14 protein-coding genes are annotated in these 19,952 nt (G+C 33.9%); 8 read left to right on the forward strand and 6 right to left on the reverse strand.

Going from position 1 to position 19,952, the window contains the following annotated elements:
- Positions 1–2 precede the first annotated feature (2 nt).
- The 4 genes from B0A64_RS01910 to B0A64_RS01925 form a co-directional block, all read right to left on the reverse strand.
- Entirely contained in the window at positions 3–854 is an 852-nt protein-coding gene (locus tag B0A64_RS01910) for a thymidylate synthase (RefSeq protein WP_089477840.1), read from the reverse strand.
- Positions 855–939: 85 nt separating this feature from the next.
- Positions 940–1,563 (reverse strand): bifunctional nuclease family protein, encoded by a 624-nt coding sequence (locus B0A64_RS01915; RefSeq protein ID WP_089477841.1) that lies wholly within the window; start codon positions 1,561–1,563, stop codon positions 940–942.
- 165 nt (positions 1,564–1,728) lie between these two features.
- Complete coding sequence (locus B0A64_RS01920) at positions 1,729–2,697, reverse strand: electron transfer flavoprotein subunit alpha/FixB family protein (RefSeq protein ID WP_089477942.1); 969 nt, start codon at positions 2,695–2,697, stop codon at positions 1,729–1,731.
- 107 nt (positions 2,698–2,804) lie between these two features.
- Entirely contained in the window at positions 2,805–3,551 is a 747-nt protein-coding gene (locus B0A64_RS01925) for an electron transfer flavoprotein subunit beta/FixA family protein (protein WP_089477842.1), read from the reverse strand.
- Between the two features lie 491 nt (positions 3,552–4,042).
- On the opposite strand from B0A64_RS01925, the gene B0A64_RS01930 reads away from it, so the two are divergent.
- The 5 genes from B0A64_RS01930 (at position 4,043) to B0A64_RS01950 (ending at position 12,219) form a co-directional block, all read left to right on the forward strand.
- Positions 4,043–5,020 carry a pyruvate dehydrogenase complex E1 component subunit beta gene (locus B0A64_RS01930; RefSeq protein ID WP_089477843.1) on the forward strand — a complete coding sequence of 326 codons (978 nt, stop codon included), beginning with the start codon at positions 4,043–4,045 and terminating at the stop codon, positions 5,018–5,020.
- A 67-nt stretch (positions 5,021–5,087) separates the two neighbouring features.
- Positions 5,088–7,589 carry a DUF5686 and carboxypeptidase-like regulatory domain-containing protein gene (locus B0A64_RS01935; RefSeq protein WP_089477844.1) on the forward strand — a complete coding sequence of 834 codons (2,502 nt, stop codon included), beginning with the start codon at positions 5,088–5,090 and terminating at the stop codon, positions 7,587–7,589.
- A gap of 49 nt (positions 7,590–7,638) precedes the next feature.
- Positions 7,639–8,691 carry an acyltransferase gene (locus tag B0A64_RS01940; RefSeq protein ID WP_089477845.1) on the forward strand — a complete coding sequence of 351 codons (1,053 nt, stop codon included), beginning with the start codon at positions 7,639–7,641 and terminating at the stop codon, positions 8,689–8,691.
- 333 nt (positions 8,692–9,024) lie between these two features.
- The gene (locus B0A64_RS01945; protein ID WP_089477846.1) at positions 9,025–9,555 is read left to right on the forward strand and encodes an inorganic diphosphatase; all 531 of its coding nucleotides are present in this window, start codon (positions 9,025–9,027) and stop codon (positions 9,553–9,555) included.
- A gap of 114 nt (positions 9,556–9,669) precedes the next feature.
- The gene (locus B0A64_RS01950) at positions 9,670–12,219 is read left to right on the forward strand and encodes a sodium-translocating pyrophosphatase (protein ID WP_089477847.1); all 2,550 of its coding nucleotides are present in this window, start codon (positions 9,670–9,672) and stop codon (positions 12,217–12,219) included.
- 112 nt (positions 12,220–12,331) lie between these two features.
- Here B0A64_RS01950 and B0A64_RS01955 read toward each other — a convergent pair whose 3' ends face one another.
- The gene (locus B0A64_RS01955) at positions 12,332–12,946 is read right to left on the reverse strand and encodes a deoxynucleoside kinase (RefSeq protein ID WP_029271825.1); all 615 of its coding nucleotides are present in this window, start codon (positions 12,944–12,946) and stop codon (positions 12,332–12,334) included.
- On the reverse strand, positions 12,946–13,761 hold the full coding sequence (locus B0A64_RS01960; protein ID WP_089477848.1) for a hypothetical protein: 816 nt from the start codon (positions 13,759–13,761) through the stop codon (positions 12,946–12,948). The genes B0A64_RS01955 and B0A64_RS01960 overlap by 1 nt, the downstream gene beginning before the upstream one ends.
- Before the next feature lie 222 nt (positions 13,762–13,983).
- Here B0A64_RS01960 and B0A64_RS01965 point away from each other — a divergent pair, with 222 nt between their 5' ends.
- The 3 genes from B0A64_RS01965 (at position 13,984) to B0A64_RS01975 (ending at position 19,952) form a co-directional block, all read left to right on the forward strand.
- Positions 13,984–14,889, forward strand: a complete 906-nt coding sequence (locus B0A64_RS01965; protein ID WP_089477943.1) for a GLPGLI family protein — start codon at positions 13,984–13,986, stop codon at positions 14,887–14,889.
- A gap of 42 nt (positions 14,890–14,931) precedes the next feature.
- Positions 14,932–17,619: a carboxypeptidase-like regulatory domain-containing protein gene (locus B0A64_RS01970; RefSeq protein ID WP_089477849.1), complete on the forward strand. Its 2,688-nt coding sequence runs from the start codon at positions 14,932–14,934 to the stop codon at positions 17,617–17,619.
- Positions 17,620–17,711: 92 nt separating this feature from the next.
- Positions 17,712–19,952, forward strand: coding sequence for a hypothetical protein (locus B0A64_RS01975; protein ID WP_089477850.1), 2,241 nt, complete (start codon positions 17,712–17,714; stop codon positions 19,950–19,952).

A 19,952-nucleotide genomic window follows, 5' to 3' on the forward strand; every position in this document is an offset into this window, starting at 1 on the left:
CCTTATACTGCAACACTTCCTTTTATGCCGGCATGTGGTTCGTAATCTAAAAGAGTAAAATCATTATAGTCAAAATCAAAAATGTTTTTAATCTCAGGATTTAAAATCATTTTTGGTAATGGTTTAGGTTCACGGGTCAATTGCAATTCCAACTGCTCAAAATGATTGTTATAAATGTGCGCATCTCCAAAAGTATGAATAAAATCACCATATTCTAAATCGCAAACCTGAGCAATCATCATGGTCAATAATGCATAAGATGCAATATTAAAGGGAACTCCTAAAAAAATATCAGCACTTCGCTGGTACAATTGACAGGATAATTTTCCTTTAGTTTCTCCTTTTTCAGCATCAGGACTAGTTACGTAAAACTGAAAAAAAGCATGACAAGGAGGTAAAGCTGCTTTGTTATTGGCTACATTCTCTTCAAATGATTTTTTAGTATCCGGCAAAACCGAAGGGTTCCAGGCAGAAACCAGCATTCTTCGACTGTTTGGGTTTGTTTTTAGCTCTGTAATCAATTCAGACATCTGATCGATTTCTTCGCTATTCCAATTACGCCATTGATGTCCGTAAACAGGACCCAGATCGCCATTAGAATCTGCCCATGCATCCCAAATTTTTACCCCGTTTTCCTGAAGATATTTTATATTGGTATCTCCTTTTAAAAACCATAGTAATTCGTAAATTATAGATTTTAAGTGTAATTTTTTGGTTGTAACCATTGGGAAACCTTCACTTAAATCAAAACGCATTTGGTAACCAAAAACACTTTTAGTTCCCGTTCCTGTTCTATCGCCTTTTTGACAACCGTTTTCTAAAACATGTTGTACTAAATCTAAGTATTGTTTCATTGTTTGTTTATTTGTTTAATCGTGGACTTGTTTAACCGTTTGATCGATTTAACGAATAAGCGGTTTAACGATTAACCATTTTAATCTATCTCTTTGAGATTTCGTCTCTGATCTTAGCTGCTTTTTCATAATCTTCCTGAGAAACAGCCTGATCTAAAAGCTCATTTAGTTCTTGCAAACTATGTTTGGCATAAACATCACCGGATTGGTTGCTTTCTTCTTCCTGCCCAAAAGTTTCAGGGTTAGAAAGTACGTCATCAATTTCCTGAGAGCCCTGATCTGTTTCGGCGGTATTTGATTTTAAATAAATTCCCGCTTTGTCTAAAATATTTTTATAAGTAAAAATAGGAGCATTAAAACGCAGCGCCAATGCAATTGCATCAGAAGTTCTGGCATCGATAATTTCTTCGATTTTGTCTCTTTCGCAGATTAGACTTGAATAAAAAACACCGTCGACAAGTTTGTGAATGATAACTTGTTTTACAACAATGTCAAATCTTTCAGCGAAGTTTTTAAATAAATCGTGCGTTAATGGACGCGGAGGTTTTATTTCTTTTTCTAACGCAATAGCGATGGATTGGGCTTCAAAAGCGCCAATAACTATTGGTAATTTTCGTTCGCCATCAACTTCATTCAAAATTAAGGCATAAGCGCCATTTTGAGTTTGACTGTATGAAATTCCTTTTATGGATAATTTTACTAGACTCATATATGTGGGTAAAAAAGGGCAATTATTGCCTCATTTTAATACTTTTTTTGATTGGAAAATAAAGGTGCAATTTTAATCAAAAAATATGGAACAAAAAAGCTACCTAAAACAAAGATACGATTATCTTGTTTTTAGGTAGCTATATTTTTATAGAGAATTTTTAAATTAAGAATGTTGAGCTTTAAAAGCTTTCAGTTTCTCAATTAATTTAGGAACAATTTCAAAAGCATCTCCAACTACACCGTAGTCTGCTACTTTAAAGAAAGGAGCTTCAGGATCGTTATTAATCACTAATTTTACTTTTGAGGAGTTGATACCTGCAATATGCTGGATTGCGCCAGAAATTCCTATTGCAATATATAAATTTGTAGCAACCGGTTTACCTGTTTGTCCAACGTGCTCGCTGTGAGGTCTCCATCCTAAGTCAGAAACCGGTTTAGAGCATGCTGTTGCAGCGCCTAATACTGCGGCCAAATCTTCTACTAATCCCCAGTTTTCAGGACCTTTAAGTCCGCGTCCGCCAGAAACAACAACATCAGCATCAGCAATAGAAACCTTTCCGCTTACTTTTTCTACAGATTCTACTTTTACTCCAAAATCATTGTCTCCAATCGATGGGTTAAAATCTTCTGAAGTTGCAGCTCCTGCACTTTCAAAAATTCCGTAAGAGTTTTTTGCCAATCCAAGAACTTTTACATCTGTATTGATTTCTGTAATGTTGAACGCTTTGTTTGAGAACGCATTTCTTTTAACCTGAAAAGGAGAAGTGCTAATAGGTAATCCAACAACATTTGAAGCAAAACCGGCATTCAAAGCTACTGCAACTAATGATGAAAGGTAAATACTATCTGTAGTCGAAGAAAGTAAAACTACTTTTGTTCCTTCTTTTTCGGCAGCTTGTTTGATAACATCAGCATAAGCTTTAGCAGTAAAACCTGCTAATTTATCGTTGGTTACTTTTAGTACTTTATCAACTCCGTATTTAGATAATTCGCTTACATCGCCAATGTTTACGGTTAAAGCGGTTACGGTAGTTCCTAATGTTTCGGCTACTTTTTTAGCGTAAGAAGCTAATTCAAAAGCAACTTTTTTAAATTTTCCTTCTGCAGATTCTGCATATATTAATATTGACATAATAATTTTAGATTTTAGATTAACGATTTTAGATTTTTGAAATGAATCAAATGTTGATTTTAGATTTAGTATTGCAATCTGCAATCTAAAGTCTAAACTCTACAATCTTAAATAACTTTCGCTTCGTTATGTAATAAATTGATCAACTCATCTAAGTTATCAGCAGAAACTAATTTTACTGCAGATTTTGGAGCTGGTTTTTCAAATTTTACCGCTTTTGTATTTACAGGAGCGTCAACCGGCTCAAGAATAGTAAGCGCTTTTGTTCTTGCAGTCATGATTCCTCTCATGTTTGGGATACGAAGATCTTTTTCTTCAACAAGACCTTTTTGACCACCAATAATTAATGGCAAAGTAGTACTTACAGTTTCTTTTCCACCGTCGATTTCGCGAACAGCTTTTACATTGTTTCCATCGACAGTAATTGCACTACAAGAGTTTAAGAAGTTAGAACCTAAAATTCCTGCAATCATTCCCGGAACCATTCCTCCGTTATAATCAAGAGATTCTTTTCCTGCGATTACAAGATCGTAACCACCATTTTTAATTACTTCGGCAAGTTGTTTTGCAACAAAAAAACCATCAGTAGGATTCGCATTTACACGAATTGCTTCGTTTGCACCAATTGCCAGAGCTTTACGTAAAGTTGGTTCAGTATCAGGACCTCCAACATTTACTACAGTTACAGTAGCACCCTGTTGTTCCTGAAACCAAATTGCACGTGTCAAACCAAATTCGTCATTAGGATTAATTACATATTGTACACCATTGGTATCGAATTCTGAGTCACCATTGGAAAAGTTAATTTTTGAAGTAGTATCAGGCACGTGGCTGATGCAAACTAATATTTTCATAAGTATATATTTTATATTTATAATATGCTTTTACAAATTTAGAAATTAAAATCGGAATAATATACTATGCACGCATAATATTATTTAAAAACTATTACGATTTCGCAGATTATGAAATTTACAAGACATTTGGGGATAAACGAAAGAAGATAATGCATTCATTTAAGCTGATTCTTAGGAATTTTGCAAAGTGATATCCTTAGGAAACTGTTAAATGTTGAGGTAATTTATACTAGTTTTTGAATTGTTACGTTTTAGAGAAAGAATTTTATGGAATCAAAATTAAACAAAAATAGTTCAGTTTGTCCTGCGAGTGCTTTAGGAGCGAAATAAATATCATTATATCGATTTCGTAAATATCACAATAATTTTTAAAAAGTTAAAAGCGCAAAGCCGGAGGAAGTTCATGTGATTTTAAATTCAATTTATGCTTTTAAGTTATTTAAAATAATTATTTTTGCTCTTCAGAAAATTCAACATACAATATAAATATGAGAACAATACAATTTAGAGAGGCCATTTGCGAAGCGATGAGCGAAGAAATGCGTCACGATGAATCCATATATTTAATGGGCGAAGAAGTTGCAGAATACAACGGAGCATATAAAGCTTCAAAAGGAATGCTTGCTGAGTTTGGCGAAAAAAGAGTAATTGATACTCCAATTGCTGAGCTTGGTTTTACAGGAATTGCAGTAGGATCAGCTATGAACGGTTGTCGCCCTATTGTCGAGTACATGACATTCAACTTCTGTTTAGTAGGTATTGATCAAATTATAAATAATGCTGCTAAAATGCGTCAAATGACAGGAGGACAATTTAATGTGCCTATCGTTTTTCGTGGACCAACTGCTTCTGCAGGTCAATTAGGAGCAACTCACTCTCAGGCTCTAGAGAACTGGTTTGCAAATACTCCGGGTCTTAAAGTAGTTGTGCCATCAACTCCTTATGATGCAAAAGGACTTTTGAAAGCTGCTATTCGTGATAACGATCCTGTAATTTTTATGGAATCTGAGCAAATGTATGGTGACAAAGGCGAAGTGCCGGACGGAGAATATACAATTCCGTTAGGAGTTGCTGATGTAAAACGCGAAGGTACAGATGTAACGATTGTTTCTTTTGGTAAAATTATCAAAGAAGCTTTTATTGCTGCCGATGAGTTAGCTAAAGAAGGTATTTCTTGCGAAATTATCGATTTAAGAACCGTTCGTCCAATGGATAAAGACGCGATCTTAAAATCTGTTAAAAAAACAAATCGTTTAGTTATTTTAGAAGAAGCATGGCCATTTGCAAGTATTTCATCTGAAATCACATATATCGTACAAGAACAAGCTTTTGATTTTCTTGATGCGCCAATACAACGTATTACAACTGCAGATACACCTGCACCTTACTCTCCTGTTTTACTAAAAGACTGGTTGCCTAATGCAGCTGATGTAGTAAAAGCAGTAAAGAAAGTACTATACAAATAGTCAATAAAACAATACTTATAAAACTTCATCAGTCATATTAATTGATGAAGTTTTTTTTTGCCAGATTATGAAAAAGATAATTTTACTCAGCCTATTTTTTGTATTTGCATTTGCAAGTATTGCTACTGCACAAACTAAAGTGAGTGGAATCGTTTTGGATAAATCGAACCAGCCTGTTCCCTTTGCAAATGTTGTTTTTAAAGGATCAAATACAGGTATTGTTTCTAATGAAGACGGTCGTTTTTACCTGGAATCACCAACTACTTACACCGCTTTATTAATTACTTCGGCAGGATTTTCAGATAAAGAAGTGCCTTTGGATAAAGCTGTAAATTATGATTTTAAAATCGTTTTAAGCGAAGCCGAAGCACTTAATGAAGTCGTAATTTATACCGGAAAAACATCTAAAAAAAATAATCCGGCATTAGATATATTGAGAAAAATTTGGGAAAGAAAACGTAAAAACGGTTTGTACCAATTCAATCAATATCAAATGCAAAAGTACGAGAAAGTTGAGTTTGATATGAACACAATCGACAGTGCTTTTATGAAAAATAAACTCTTTAAAGGAATGGAGTTTGTTTTTGATCACGTTGATACATCTGAAGTTACCGGAAAAACCTATTTGCCAATTTTTATCAATGAATCTGTTTATGATGTTTACGGAGATAATAAATTAAAGAAAATAAAAGAAAACTTAAACGGAAGTAAAACATCAGGATTTAATGGCAATCAACAGATCTTGGCATTTGTAAAAGATCTTTATTCAGATTATAACATTTACGATAATCACCTTAAATTTTTTGATAAAAGTTTTACAAGTCCGCTTTCAAGAACCGGAATTGACGTTTATAATTATGTCCTCAAAGACAGTGCTTTTATCGACAAAAAATGGTGTTATAATATTGTCTTTTATCCAAGACGTAAAAATGAATTGACCTTTAAAGGAGATTTCTGGGTAAATGACACCACTTTTGCGATCAAGAAAATTAATATGGGCGTTACCAAAAGTGCCAATATTAACTGGGTAAAAGATATTTATATCGAACAGGAATTTGAGGTAGAAAACGATTCTGTCTTTCTATTGACCCGTGATTATATGATGTCTGATTTTGCTTTGAATAAAAAAGAAAAATCAAAAGGAGTTTATGGAAAAAGGACAACTTTATTCCGAAACCATAAATTCAATATTCCAAAACCCGAGAAATTTTATAAAGAAGAAGTCAATTTTATAGACAATGCAGTTTATGATCGACCAAATGATTTTTGGGAAGAAAACCGTTTTGAAAAATTAAATAAAGACGAAGCAGGAATCTACAAAATGCTGGATACGTTGCAAACCGTCAAGCGATTCAAGCAGCTTTACAGTCTCGTCTCTATTTTAGGAAGTGGTTATGTCGAGTTTAAAAACTTTGATTACGGACCTATTTTCTCCACATTTGGATATAATGAAGTCGAAGGATTAAGACTTAGAGTAGGCGGAAGAACCTATTTTGGGCCCAATGATCCGTGGCGTTTGCAAGCCTATACCGCTTATGGGTTTGATGATAATAAGTTCAAATACGGAGCTTCAGGAAAATGGATGGTTGACAAGAAAAACCGGGTTATTATTTCTGGAGGAAACAGGCGTGACATCGAACAAATTGGTGCCAGCTTAACCACAACAAATGATATTTTAGGACGAAGTTTTGCATCTTCGGCATTGTTTACAACCGGAAGCAACGGAAAATTGACGAACATCAATTTGAGCAATGTTTCTGTAGAAATGGAGCCAATCAAAAACTTTGTAGTTCAGGCGGGTATTTCGTACCGAACACTGGAATCTGCATCGCCAACCTTTAGTTTAGATTATTATACCACTTTGCCAACTACAGCAAATCCTGCCGGAGTTATTCAAAGTTCAGTAAAACAATTTGAAGCCAATGTTCAGTTTGAGTTAATGCCAAAACGTAAAACGATAGGTTTTGGAGTAGAACGAGACCTGGTTGACAGTCCGTTTAGTCATTTCTTTGTAAACTTTAGTTACGGACTTAAAGGCGTTTTGAACAGTGATTTTGCATACGAAAAAATACAATTATTCTACAAACAGCCTATTATAATTGGACCTTTAGGAAGATCAAATATTATCCTTGAAACCGGAAAAACCTTTGGTACAATTCCGTTAGGATTAATGAGCGTAATTCCGGGTAACCAGACTTATTTTACTATTGAGAATACCTTTAGCAACTTAAACTTTTACGAGTTTATTACAGATCAGTACACCACTTTGCAATGGAATCACGATTTTGGCGGTCGATTGTTTGCCAGAATCCCATTTATGCGAAAACTAAACTGGAGAGAATTTGTAGGTGTAAAAGGGGTTTACGGAACAATCTCGAACGCAAACAGAGCAATAAACGCATCAGATCAACCGTATACAGCACCAGAAAATGTGTATTGGGAATATAATGCCGGAATTGGAAATATCTTCAAGGTATTTCGAATCGATTTTTCCTGGAGAGGAAGTTATTTAAATACTCCCGATGCTAATAAATTTGCAGTAAAAGGATCTTTCGGGTTTTATTTCTAAACCCTTAAAATCGCTACATTCATGATTATAATTAAACAATTAGTATTTTATGAGTAGAAGCCAGGACGGTAATAAAATGATGTGGACAACTAATCTAAGGGTTGTAGCAACAGTTAGTGTGATTTTTTTGCATGTTGCCTCAGAAATTTTATATCAATATGGCTGTGTTTCTGATTTTGTATGGTGGACAGGAAATATTTACGATAGTTTAGTTCGGTTTTGTGTACCCGTTTTTGTGATGCTCACCGGAGTATTAATGCTAAGAAGGACCTATGAATTAGATGATTTCTTAAAAAAAAGATTTTCACGAATCGTACTTCCCTTTTTGTTTTGGAGTTTTGTTTATGCAATGTTTTCTTTAAATGATAACATTACCGCAGGTTACAAAATGTCTTTTTTAGAAATTCTGGATTGGATAATGAATTTATTCCTAAACGGAAGTTCCTATCATCTTTGGTATATTTATATGATTATCGGAATTTATCTTTTTATTCCAATAATCAGTAAGTGGGTTCAAAATGCCACCGAAAAAGAAATTCTGTATTTTATATCCATCTGGATTTTTACCCTGTTTATCAATCAGCCAATTTTATCTAATTTCAGGATTAATATTGATTTAATCTATTTTTCTGGATTTATAGGCTATGTAGTTTTAGGATATTATCTATCAATCAAGTCCTTTGCATATAGTAAAAGAACAATTAACAGCATTGCTATTCTTTTAATAATTACAGGAGTTGTAATTACCATATTTGGTACCTATTTTTTGTCGTATCGCAATCATAATTTTGACGAGTATTTTTATAATTACAACACCTTCAATGTCTTGATCGTTTCTATTGGAGTTTTTCTTCTTTTTAAGAATTTAGAAATTTCTAATCCAATAGTAACAAAAACGACAAGCTTTATTAGTACATACAGTTATGGAATATATCTTGTACACGTTTTGGTTTTGCGTTTCATGAAAACATTAAAAATAGATTATGACTTTGTAAATCCCATATTTGCAATTCCTCTCGCAACCCTAATTTGTTTATTTGTTTCTGCTTTTATTATATATGGTATAAATAAATTGCCTTACGGTAATTATATATCCGGATAATAGTCTAAAACAGGAAATTGAACCATAGATATTGTCTTCAGGAACCCAATTTGATTCCATTAGGAGATATTACAGACCTCATTGCGATCAAAGAATTCCTGAATATTCAGGCAAACACGAAATAGAAATTCAGGCACAACGCGGGAGTTCATGTCAATCTTATGCGACATATTTGCTTTGGCATTATTACTTAAACAGGAGAAACGGAAAAATTATATATTAACTGTCTGTTATTTAAAAGAAAAGTAGGTAGATTAATTGCGTTTTTTATTGTAAAAAAGGATTGTTTAGTTACTTTTGCAATCGAATTTATAGAAATAATAAAAAACGAAAATGACCGCAGACAAACTAACAACTTTCGATGTATTAATCGAAATACCACGTGGAAGTAGAAATAAATACGAGTACGATTTTGAAATTAAAAGAATGCGTTTTGACAGAATGTTATTCTCTTCGATGATGTACCCGGCAGATTACGGATTTATTCCTGAAACTCTGGCACTTGACGGAGATCCTCTTGATGTATTGGTTTTAGTAAACGAACCAACTTTTCCAGGATGTGTTATGGAAGTAAAACCAATTGGTGTTTTTCATATGGCAGACGATAAAGGACCAGATGAAAAAATTATTTGTGTACCGGTTTCTGATCCAATTTGGAATTCTTTGACTGATCTTTCTGATATGAACCCGCACTTAGTAAAAGAAATCGAGCATTTCTTTCAGGTTTACAAAGATCTTGAAAACAAAAAAGTAGATGTAGAAGGTTGGGGAGACGTAAACGAAGCATTTGAGATTATTGCAGAGTGCACGAAGCGTTTTAACGATATCGAAAACAAACCAGAGGGATTATTTAGTATTAAATAATTTTAACCCTATTCTATTATAAAAAAAGCAATATTCCCGTCAGGAGTATTGCTTTTTTGTTTAAATTCGTTTTAGTTAGTTTATTGAATATTAACCAATAACCATTAAAATATTATGAACGAATTTATGATTTACTTGCCAATTGTTATGGCAATTATAGGATTACTTTTCATGGGAATAAAAAGAACCTGGGTATTAAAACAAGATGCTGGGGATGGCAAGATGAAAGAGATTTCAGATCACATCTACGAAGGTGCCTTGGCATTTTTAAAAGCAGAATACCGATTACTGACTTTCTTTGTAATTGGAGCAAGTATAGTTTTGGCCGGAATTTCTTTTATTGTTCCTACTACACATATATTAATAGTGGTAGCGTTTATTTTTGGTGCCTTTTTCTCGGCTTTAGCTGGAAATATGGGAATGAAGATAGCTACTAAAACAAATGTTAGAACTACTCAGGCAGCTCGTACAAGTTTGCCTCAGGCCTTAAAAGTTTCTTTTGGCGGTGGTACCGTAATGGGTTTAGGCGTTGCGGGTTTAGCAGTTTTAGGACTAACAGGATTTTTTATTGTATTCTTTCAAATATTTATGCACGGAGTTTGGACTTCGTCTGAAGATATGACTAAAGTTTTAGAGACTTTAGCAGGGTTTTCTCTTGGAGCAGAGTCAATTGCTTTGTTTGCCAGAGTAGGTGGCGGAATTTATACGAAAGCTGCCGATGTTGGCGCTGATTTAGTAGGTAAAGTTGAAGCCGGAATTCCGGAAGATGACCCGCGTAATCCGGCTACAATTGCAGATAATGTAGGAGACAATGTTGGAGATGTTGCAGGTATGGGAGCCGATTTATTTGGTTCGTATGTAGCAACTGTTTTAGCAGCAATGGTTTTAGGAAATTACGTGATCAAAGATATGGGTGGAAACATTCAGGATATTTTTGGCGGAATTGGTCCAATTTTATTGCCAATGGCAATTGCCGGTTTCGGAATCTTGTTTTCGATTATTGGTACTACTCTTGTCAAAATATCCGATGATAATGCCAAAGAAGCACAAGTGCAAAAAGCATTGAATATAGGAAACTGGGTTTCGATTGTTTTAACCGCAATTGCCTGTTTCTTTTTAGTAAGATATATGTTGCCGGAAACCATGCAAATGAGCTTTTTTGGCGAAGGATCTAAAGATATATCATCAATGCGTGTTTTTTATGCAACATTAGTAGGTTTAATAGTGGGTGGGGCTATATCATCCGTTACAGAATATTATACCGGATTAGGTACAAAACCGGTAATGGCGATAGTGCAAAAATCATCGACAGGAGCAGGAACAAATGTTATTGCAGGTTTGGCAACAGGAATGATCTCTACGTTTCCAACCGTACTTTTGTTTGCAGCAGCAATCTGGATTTCTTATGCTCTGGCAGGATTTTACGGAGTTGCCTTGGCAGCATCTGCAATGATGGCTACAACCGCAATGCAATTAGCAATTGATGCTTTTGGACCCATTTCTGATAATGCAGGAGGAATTGCTGAAATGAGTGAATTGCCAAAAGAAGTTCGTACCAGAACAGATATTTTAGACTCAGTAGGAAATACTACAGCAGCAACCGGAAAAGGTTTTGCAATAGCCTCTGCAGCCTTAACCTCTTTGGCTTTATTTGCGGCTTATGTAACATTTACAGGAATCGACGGAATCAATATTTTTAAAGCACCTGTTTTAGCCATGTTATTTGTGGGCGGAATGATTCCGGTAGTTTTCTCGGCTCTTGCCATGAATTCTGTTGGAAAAGCTGCTATGGATATGGTTTATGAAGTACGCCGTCAGTTTAAGGAAATTCCGGGAATTATGGAAGGAACCGGAAAACCGGAATATGGCAAGTGTGTCGAAATTTCGACAAAAGCCGCCTTACGCGAAATGATGTTGCCAGGAATCCTTACCATAGGTTTTCCTATTGCAATTGTACTTTTAGGAAAATTAGTTTATGCAGATAACAATCAGTTAATTGCCGAAATGTTAGGAGGATATATGGCAGGAGTTACCGTTTCAGGAGTACTTTGGGCAGTTTTTCAAAACAATGCAGGAGGAGCCTGGGATAATGCTAAAAAATCTTTTGAAGCCGGAGTTTTAATCAATGGCGAAATGACATACAAAGGTTCAGATGCGCATAAAGCAGCCGTAACCGGTGACACCGTTGGAGATCCTTTTAAAGATACTTCAGGACCATCGATGAATATCCTGATAAAGTTAACCTGTTTAATAGGTCTGGTAATTGCCCCAATTTTAGGCGAAGGACATTCTGCATCAACAGTGACAGAAAAAGGTTCCTGTTGTGTAAAAATGGAGGTGCATACTGGCGGAGTTTCTAAATGTGGAGATCATTCAAAGCTTACTAAAGAAGAATGTATTAAAATGTGCAAAGAAAAAGGATGTACAGCCGAAGAAACAGCAAAATGCCTCGCTCATTATGATGCAAACGGAAAATATGTATACCAAAAAACAGATTGTTTTGATACTACTAAATACAGCAAAAACAGGCTTGAAGTAAATTTATCTACTGTTAACGGAGTTACAACAGGAACTGTAACCAAAACAGAAAACGGAAAAACAACAACCGAAGTTTATGAAGGTACAGAAGCAGAAGTAAAAGCAAAAATTGAAGCTGCCAAATAATTTAGAAATCTATCCTAACAGGTTTTCAAAACCTGTTAGGAAAATAACAAAAAATGCCTCTAAAATTTTTAGAGGCATTTTTTATTTGTTAAAATCTGTGCAATTGGTATTTCTAAAACAACCCATTGAGTTCAGCATCAATTCGATTAATGATGTTTCCCAGATCTTCAGGATTGTCAACAAAATTAATATTGTCAACATCGATAATTAATAATTTTCCTTTGGTATATGTTTGCACCCAGGCTTCATATCTTTCGTTCAGGCGGCTTAAATAATCGATCGAAATTGAGTTTTCGTACTCGCGACCACGTTTATGAATTTGTCCCACTAAATTTGGGATAGAACTTCTTAAATAAATCAATAAGTCAGGAGCTTTTACTAAAGATTCCATTAATTCAAAAAGAGAAGTATAATTTTCGAAATCACGGCTAGTCATTAATCCCATAGAATATAAATTGGGAGCAAAAATATAAGCATCTTCATAAATAGTACGATCCTGAATGATTTTTTTACCACTTTCACGAATTTGTAATACCTGACGGAAACGACTGTTCAGGAAATAAATCTGCAAATTAAACGACCAACGTTCCATTTGGTGGTAAAAATCATCTAAATAAGGATTATCAACTACATCTTCATAATGAGGTTCCCATTTAAAATGTTTGGCTAATAATTTAGTTAAAGTGGTTTTTCCTGCTCCTATATTTCCTGCTATTGCTATGTGCATTACGGTGTTACGATTTTATAATTGGTGATTTCTTTAGCTGTAAAAATAGATAAAATTTGGTCTTTGTAGCAGAATTTGTCAAACGAATTTTCTAAAATTTCAATTTGGGATAATGCATTCGAATTTGTACTTGCAATGTCTTTAAAATACAACAAATTAGCCTTACTAAAAATATATTGATGGTTGTTAATAATCTCGATCGAATCAAAATCAGATACTTTTCCTAGAGCAGTTACTTTTCCGAAAATATCGCAGGAAAACCAATTGTTTTTTTTGTCAATCCAGTAAAAAGAATTGAAATCGGTTTGGTAATACTTTATCGTTTCTATAAATGGAGTAGAAACCGTTTTGTATTCATTTTTTAAATAATCAAAAAGTCCAATTTGTTGGTTCAGAGTATTGTAAATCCAGAGTTGATTTTGTGTTGACATTCCAATTGCCGAAACTACGATTGGAGTATTATTTAAAGAGAAATTAATCTCGCTGATTTTATTGAGTTGATTGTCTAATAAAATGGCAACATTAAAATCTTCATAAAACAACACGATTTTAAGCGGGTTTTGTAAATCGACTTTGGTAATGTTTCCCAGTGAAACATTTTTATATTCAAATATTTCTTTGCCTTTGATTTTGCTAAAAACGTTATTTTTAATCTGATACGAATATCCAAAGGAATCATAACCTAAAAAAGAATCAGCATCGATTTTGAAAGAAGTAGTCAAGGTTGCTTTTGTTTTTGCACTTTGCGGAAAAACAGCCGAAAAGGAGCATGCCACAAAAAGAAAATTTAAAAAAAGATGTGCCGTTTTGCTCATGATAGTACGTTTCGAAAGAGCCAAATTACAAAAAACTACACTAGAAAAAGCTTAAATAGCAGAGATTTAGTCTTTAGAACCGGTTTGTTGTAATAGTCTAAGTAATAGTTGATTTTGTCTATATCTTATAGGTATTGATATATTTAACTTTCTGTATTTTAAAATAAACAATACATTTGATTGTAAGTTTTATTGAATTCGATCAATTTTAAAGAAAACACAATGAAAAAAGTACTCTATTATATGTCTTTAATGCTAGTATTTACTCAAATGCAGGCTCAAAAAGATTTTCAGGGAATGGCTGTTTATGAGTCAAAAACGCAAGCACCAAAATTTGAAGGGATGCGGGGTAATCGTGATATCACGCCCGAAATGCAAAAAGACATGGAAGAACGCATGAAGAAAATGCTGGAAAAAACTTTTATTCTAAATTTTGATAAGTCAGCATCTATTTATAAAGAAGAGGAGAAATTGGAATCTCCTGGACAACAAGGCGGCGGAATGCGTATCATGATGAACTCATTTATGGGCGGTGGCGGAACGTTTTATAAAGATGTAAAAACCAAATCGTATACGGTAGATAAAGAATTCATGGGAAAAGAATTTCTTGTTGTAGACTCTTTGCCAAAGCTAAATTGGAAAATGGAAGCAGAGACCAAACAAATTGGCGGGTATACTTGCTATAAAGCGACAGCAGTAAAAGAAGCCAGTAAAACTGATTTTAGAAATTTCAGACCAAAAAATCCAGAGGATAAAAAAACCGAAGAGAAAAAAGAAGAAGTGAAGAAAACCTCGGGAGAAACGAAAACCAACTTTGAAGATAATTTCGAAATTCCAAAAGAAGTAACCATAACCGCTTGGTACTCGCCAGAGATTCCGGTTAATCAGGGTCCGGAAAATTATTGGGGATTACCGGGTTTAATTTTAGAAATAAATGACGGAAGAACAACAATATTATGTTCTAAAATTGTTTTGAATGCCAAAGATAAAATCGAAATAAAACCCTCTAAAAAAGGAAAAGTAATTTCGCAGAAAGATTATGATGATACAGTAATTAAAAAAATGGAGGAATTTAGAGATATGAACCGTGGTCGTGCCGGCGGTCCGCCTCCAATGATGGGAAGATAAAATCTTTTAACCTTAAAATTATTTATTCTAATCATTTTTTTAATGAACAAGATACTTTTTATACTCGCCTTACTCTTTACTTCTATAAGTTTTTCGCAAAGTATTCGCTTTGATGGTTTTATTCAGGATGATCAAAAAAATCCGTTAGAAATGGCAAATATCATGGCGGTAAACACGGCTACAAAAGCAATGGATTCATACGGAATTACGAATGATAAAGGAAAGTTTCAGCTAACATTAAAGCCTAACACGTCTTATTCGATCAAAGTAAGTTATCTGGGCATGAAATCGAAAGAAATTGCAATTGCAACGCAAAACGCAAATATCGTCCAGAACATTGTTATGGATGATGCCGGAATCGAACTCGAAGGCGTTGAGATTGTTCGCGAAATGCCGGTTTCTATAAAAGGCGATACGATTGTTTATAATGCTGATTCGTTTAAATCCGGAACAGAAAAAAAACTCGAAGATGTATTAAAAAAATTGCCGGGAGTTGAGGTAAACGCTGATGGAGAAATTGAAGTCGAAGGTAAAAAAGTTAGTAAATTAATGGTCGAAGGCAAAGATTTTTTTGACGGAGATACCAAATTAGGAGTTAAAAATATTCCTGCCGATGCCATTGATAAAATTCAGGTTCTAAGAAATTATAATGAAGTAGGAGCCTTAAAAGGTTTAGAGAATGATCAGGATAATGTAGCCATGAATATTAAACTAAAAGAAGGTAAAAAGAACTTTTGGTTTGGAGACATGACTGCCGGAACCGGAGTAGGAGAACTCGATAGTAGGTATATTATAAACCCAAAATTGTTTTATTACAGCCCTAAATACAGCATCAATTTGATTACCAATTTTAATAATATTGGCGAATTGCCGCTTACAGCACAAGATTATTTTAAGTTCACAGGCGGATTTAAAAATATGATGAAAAAGGGCGGAAGCAGTTTTAATGTTTCATCAAATGACTTAGGGATTTCGATCTTAAGAAACAATCGTGCGAAAGAAATTGAGACGAAATTTGGAGCGACGAATTTTGCTTATTCCATTACGAAAAAATGGAATATAAGCGGTTTTGGAATCTTATCGACCTCAAAAACAGATCTTGAGACCAAATCGCAAACGACTATTTTGGATTCCGGAGATCAACAAAAAAAAGACGAATTGACCCATCAAAAAAATAATCTGGGGCTTTTTAAACTGAGTTCCAGTTACAAACCAAATGATAAATTTCAGTTTGATTATGATATACTGACCAAGATTTCCAAACAAAATGAAGATACAGATTTGCTAAGAGAATCGATTGTGAACAATACGTCGTCTTTAGAAACAATTTTGACCAATAAAAAACAAGATCCAACCTCTATAAATCAAAATTTGAGTTTGTACTATACGCAAAGCGACAAGAATATTTTTGCCTTTGAAATGCAGCATTTGTATCAGGATGAAAACCCGTTTTACAACGCCAATTTGCGTACACAACCGTTCAATTTTTCAGGGTATATTTCAGGACAGGATAGAAATGATCTGAATCAGGATCGCTATGTAAAAACCAATAAGCTAGATGCTAAATTAGATTACTATTATATGGTGACGCCCAAAAGTAACATCAATATTACGCTTGGAAACACGTTTTCGTATCAGGATTTTAGTTCCCATATTTTTCAGATTTTAGACAACGGAGATAAAAATGATTTAAACAGTGCCGAAAATAACAATCTGGTAAACTACAATTTTAATGATGTGTTTCTGGGATTTCATTATAAAATTCTAGCCGGTAAATTTACTTTAACTCCCGGAGTAAGTGTGCATTCGTACACAATGAAAAACACACAATCAGGGACAGATTATTCGCAGAATTTCATGAAAGTGTTGCCTGATTTTTTTGCGTTATATCAAATCAAAAAATCAGAAACCCTGACGTATAATTTCTCTTTGTCAAATGATTTTACAGATATCAATCAATTGGCTTCAGGTTATGTTTTATCAGATTATAGCAGTTTGTTTCGAGGAAATCGTTTCCTGGAGAATGCTACTTCACAAGTTCATACCTTGCGTTATTTTAAATACAATATGTTTAATTTTGAGAATATCTTTGCCAATGCAACCTACACTAAAAAGGTAGATGCGATAAAAACAAAAGCCGATTTTACCGGAATTAACCAATCGTCTACACCTTACAATTCTAATTTGGCTGATGAAACTTTTAGCGGACTGGGAAATTATGGGCGATCTTTTCTAAAAAATTATAAAGCATCTGTAAATGCAAGTTTCAATTGGTCGAAATTCAATAATATTCAGAATAATGTATTGGCAACAACCGAAAGTTTTAGTCAAAGTTATACCGTAAAAGCTTCAACAAACTACAAAAACTTCCCTAACCTCGAGTTTGGCTATAATGCGCTCATTAACAAATATAGTGGTTCAACGTATTATACAGACAAACCTTTTGCCAGATTGGATTATTATTTTCTAAACAGCTTTTCGTTTGTGTCTGAGTATGAATTTTACCATTATTACAATGGCGATAAAACAGTCAATAACGAGTATGATTTTTTGAGTGCCAGTTTAATTTATCAAAAAAAAGAAAGTAAGTGGGAGTACAAAATAGCTGCAACCAACTTATTAAATACTAAATATCTCAATGACGACAGCTTCTCGCAGTTTTCTACAAGAGTTTCGCAATACACTGTACAGCCCCGTTACATCATCTTTACGATGAAATATAATTTATAGTAATTTAATTACAATACTTAACGTTTTTGATATTTGTTTTCGATAAGAAAGAAATATCTTTGTTCTCAATAGTAACAACTAAAATTTTAAGCATGCGTAATTTTATATGGAGTTTCTTAGCGTTCTTTTGTTTAATATCTGTTTCTTTTTCTCAAACAAAAAACATTGAAAAAGGGTCTTATTTGTCTACCAACAAAGGGCAGAAAATCAAATTAAATTTATTAGAAGATAATAAATACGAATTGGTTTTTTATTCCGGTAATTATGAGATTAAAGGCGATTCATTATTATTTGCCTCAAATGCCAAAGCAGAAAGTGCTTTTGATCTTGCTTTTAAAAATGATAAAAAAGCAAAGAAAATAAAAGTAAAATTCTCAGATGCCGTTTACTATTATTCTTTCTATGTAGGTACACAAACGGGTACCGGCGATGTTCAGTATCAAAGATTGTCAGATATTAGAGAAAAAGTAAATCCTGAAGATGATAAAACAGACGTAGATTTTGAAATTGATCGTGCAGATTATTTGTACTTAGTTTATGAAGAATATGGAGGAAAAAGCACGGTCTCTAAATTTGCTTTGCCAAAAGATGTTTCAGAAGTTGCCATTAAATACCAGCCGGAAGTTTTAGGAGATTTGAAAATTACAGGTTTTTTTAATCAGAAAACAAACGAGTTGATGATTTCTGAACAATCAGGAAAAGATCCGTTAGTTTTTCGAAATGCCAAAGATACTCAGCCAGAGAAAATATCAAAAGTTGTTTCTTTAGAAAACAAGACAATCACAAATTTTACTTATCCCGGAAAGGAACCTCTTGTAAGTGATGATTTTGGGACAGATGTTGCCGAAGATTCAACTGTTGTAGTTGCAGATTCTTTTGCGTCCAAAAAAGTTGATTTTAGATTAAAAGTAGAAAATAGTTTAAAAAGTGCTCTTGCAGCAACAGGAGCTACTAAAACCAAATTTCTGGTAATGGCAGTTGATAGTAAAAATGCCGCAGCAAAAGCTGATTTTGATGCCTTTATTAAAGATCAGGAAACTCAGGTTGGTTACAATATGTACGATGTATACAATCCTGAATTTGATTTGTTTAATTATTATCTGGCTACAGCCGATGATAAAAAATGGTTAAAAACAAACAAAATTACAGACACACCCGGTCTTATTGTTTTAAATAATAGTGGAGTAGTTCTGGCTATTGCAAAATCTAACTTAACAGAAAAACAATATCAATTTAGTTATTATGACGGGTTTTATAAAAAGCTGCAAAGAACAGAAGGCTTGATGACTTTTAGTAAAACAATCCAGAATAAAAAAGCAACAGATGCAGCTTTAATTACAGCTTTTAATAAAGTTGCTGTTCTTGAAATACCGTATGATTATGATACTGATTATACAACATCTGATGAAAACCCTACTGAGTTTAAGTTTGTAAACAGCACTGTTGATAAAAAAGAAATTACCTTAACCTGGAAAAAGCTAATCGAAGCACATCAAAAAGATACAAAACCAAACCTATATTTGGTAGAAACAATTTTAAAAGAAATTAAAAATCAAGGGTTTTCGAAACAGTTTTTTAAAGAAGATAAAGTTCTAAACGACACTGATTTTCTTGCAATAGATTATTTGATAAAACACTATGATGCTATCGATGCAGAGCGTGCCGCTTTTACTGCCAAAGAAGGCGAAACGCATATAATAGGAACTTTAAATACAGAGATTTCAGCAGCTTTGCAGCAAAACAAATATGTTGCAGAAAATGATATTGCCGCAGAAAAAAATCAAGACAAAACGATTTCAGTTTATAGAAAAATAATAGCCGCCGGAAAAGGAAATTTTGAATGTTACCAGAACTATTTTGCTTATTTGGGAGAGGTAGAAGACAAAGACGGCTCTAATACAAGTTATTTAAAAGAGTTTAGTACTTATTTTAATGCTAATCTGTCGACTGATAAAGGAAGTGTGATCGAGAAATTAGACACTATGTTTACCGCATTAGACCCTGGTTCTGATTATGCTTATAACGGATGGAATTCGTTTAAAGAATATCACTCAAACTTATACAATTCGGCTGCATGGACAGTGGTTTCAAAACCCGGTAATACCGGATTTTTAAAACCAGCTATTGCCTGGTCAGAATATAGTTTGATAGTGACCAAAAACAATCCTTATTATTTAGATACCCTGGCACAGTTGTATTATAAAGACGGACAAAAGCAAAAAGCAATTGAAACCCAAACATTGTCTGTAAAATATTTAACTGCAGATGTAGCAGAAGAAACTGCAACAGAGATTCGAGAAACATTAAGTAAAATGCAAAACGGAACGTACTAA

The organism is Flavobacterium araucananum, from assembly GCF_002222055.1.
GTDB lineage: Bacteria > Bacteroidota > Bacteroidia > Flavobacteriales > Flavobacteriaceae > Flavobacterium > Flavobacterium araucananum.

Coding starts and splice junctions, on each gene's coding strand:
- B0A64_RS01910 (WP_089477840.1), bottom strand. CDS start 854: ATGAAACAATACTTAGATTTAGTACAACATGTTTTAGAAAACGGTTGT.
- B0A64_RS01915 (WP_089477841.1), bottom strand. CDS start 1,563: ATGAGTCTAGTAAAATTATCCATAAAAGGAATTTCATACAGTCAAACT.
- B0A64_RS01920 (WP_089477942.1), bottom strand. CDS start 2,697: ATGTCAATATTAATATATGCAGAATCTGCAGAAGGAAAATTTAAAAAA.
- B0A64_RS01925 (WP_089477842.1), bottom strand. CDS start 3,551: ATGAAAATATTAGTTTGCATCAGCCACGTGCCTGATACTACTTCAAAA.
- B0A64_RS01930 (WP_089477843.1), top strand. CDS start 4,043: ATGAGAACAATACAATTTAGAGAGGCCATTTGCGAAGCGATGAGCGAA.
- B0A64_RS01935 (WP_089477844.1), top strand. CDS start 5,088: ATGAAAAAGATAATTTTACTCAGCCTATTTTTTGTATTTGCATTTGCA.
- B0A64_RS01940 (WP_089477845.1), top strand. CDS start 7,639: ATGAGTAGAAGCCAGGACGGTAATAAAATGATGTGGACAACTAATCTA.
- B0A64_RS01945 (WP_089477846.1), top strand. CDS start 9,025: ATGACCGCAGACAAACTAACAACTTTCGATGTATTAATCGAAATACCA.
- B0A64_RS01950 (WP_089477847.1), top strand. CDS start 9,670: ATGAACGAATTTATGATTTACTTGCCAATTGTTATGGCAATTATAGGA.
- B0A64_RS01955 (WP_029271825.1), bottom strand. CDS start 12,946: ATGCACATAGCAATAGCAGGAAATATAGGAGCAGGAAAAACCACTTTA.
- B0A64_RS01960 (WP_089477848.1), bottom strand. CDS start 13,761: ATGAGCAAAACGGCACATCTTTTTTTAAATTTTCTTTTTGTGGCATGC.
- B0A64_RS01965 (WP_089477943.1), top strand. CDS start 13,984: ATGAAAAAAGTACTCTATTATATGTCTTTAATGCTAGTATTTACTCAA.
- B0A64_RS01970 (WP_089477849.1), top strand. CDS start 14,932: ATGAACAAGATACTTTTTATACTCGCCTTACTCTTTACTTCTATAAGT.
- B0A64_RS01975 (WP_089477850.1), top strand. CDS start 17,712: ATGCGTAATTTTATATGGAGTTTCTTAGCGTTCTTTTGTTTAATATCT.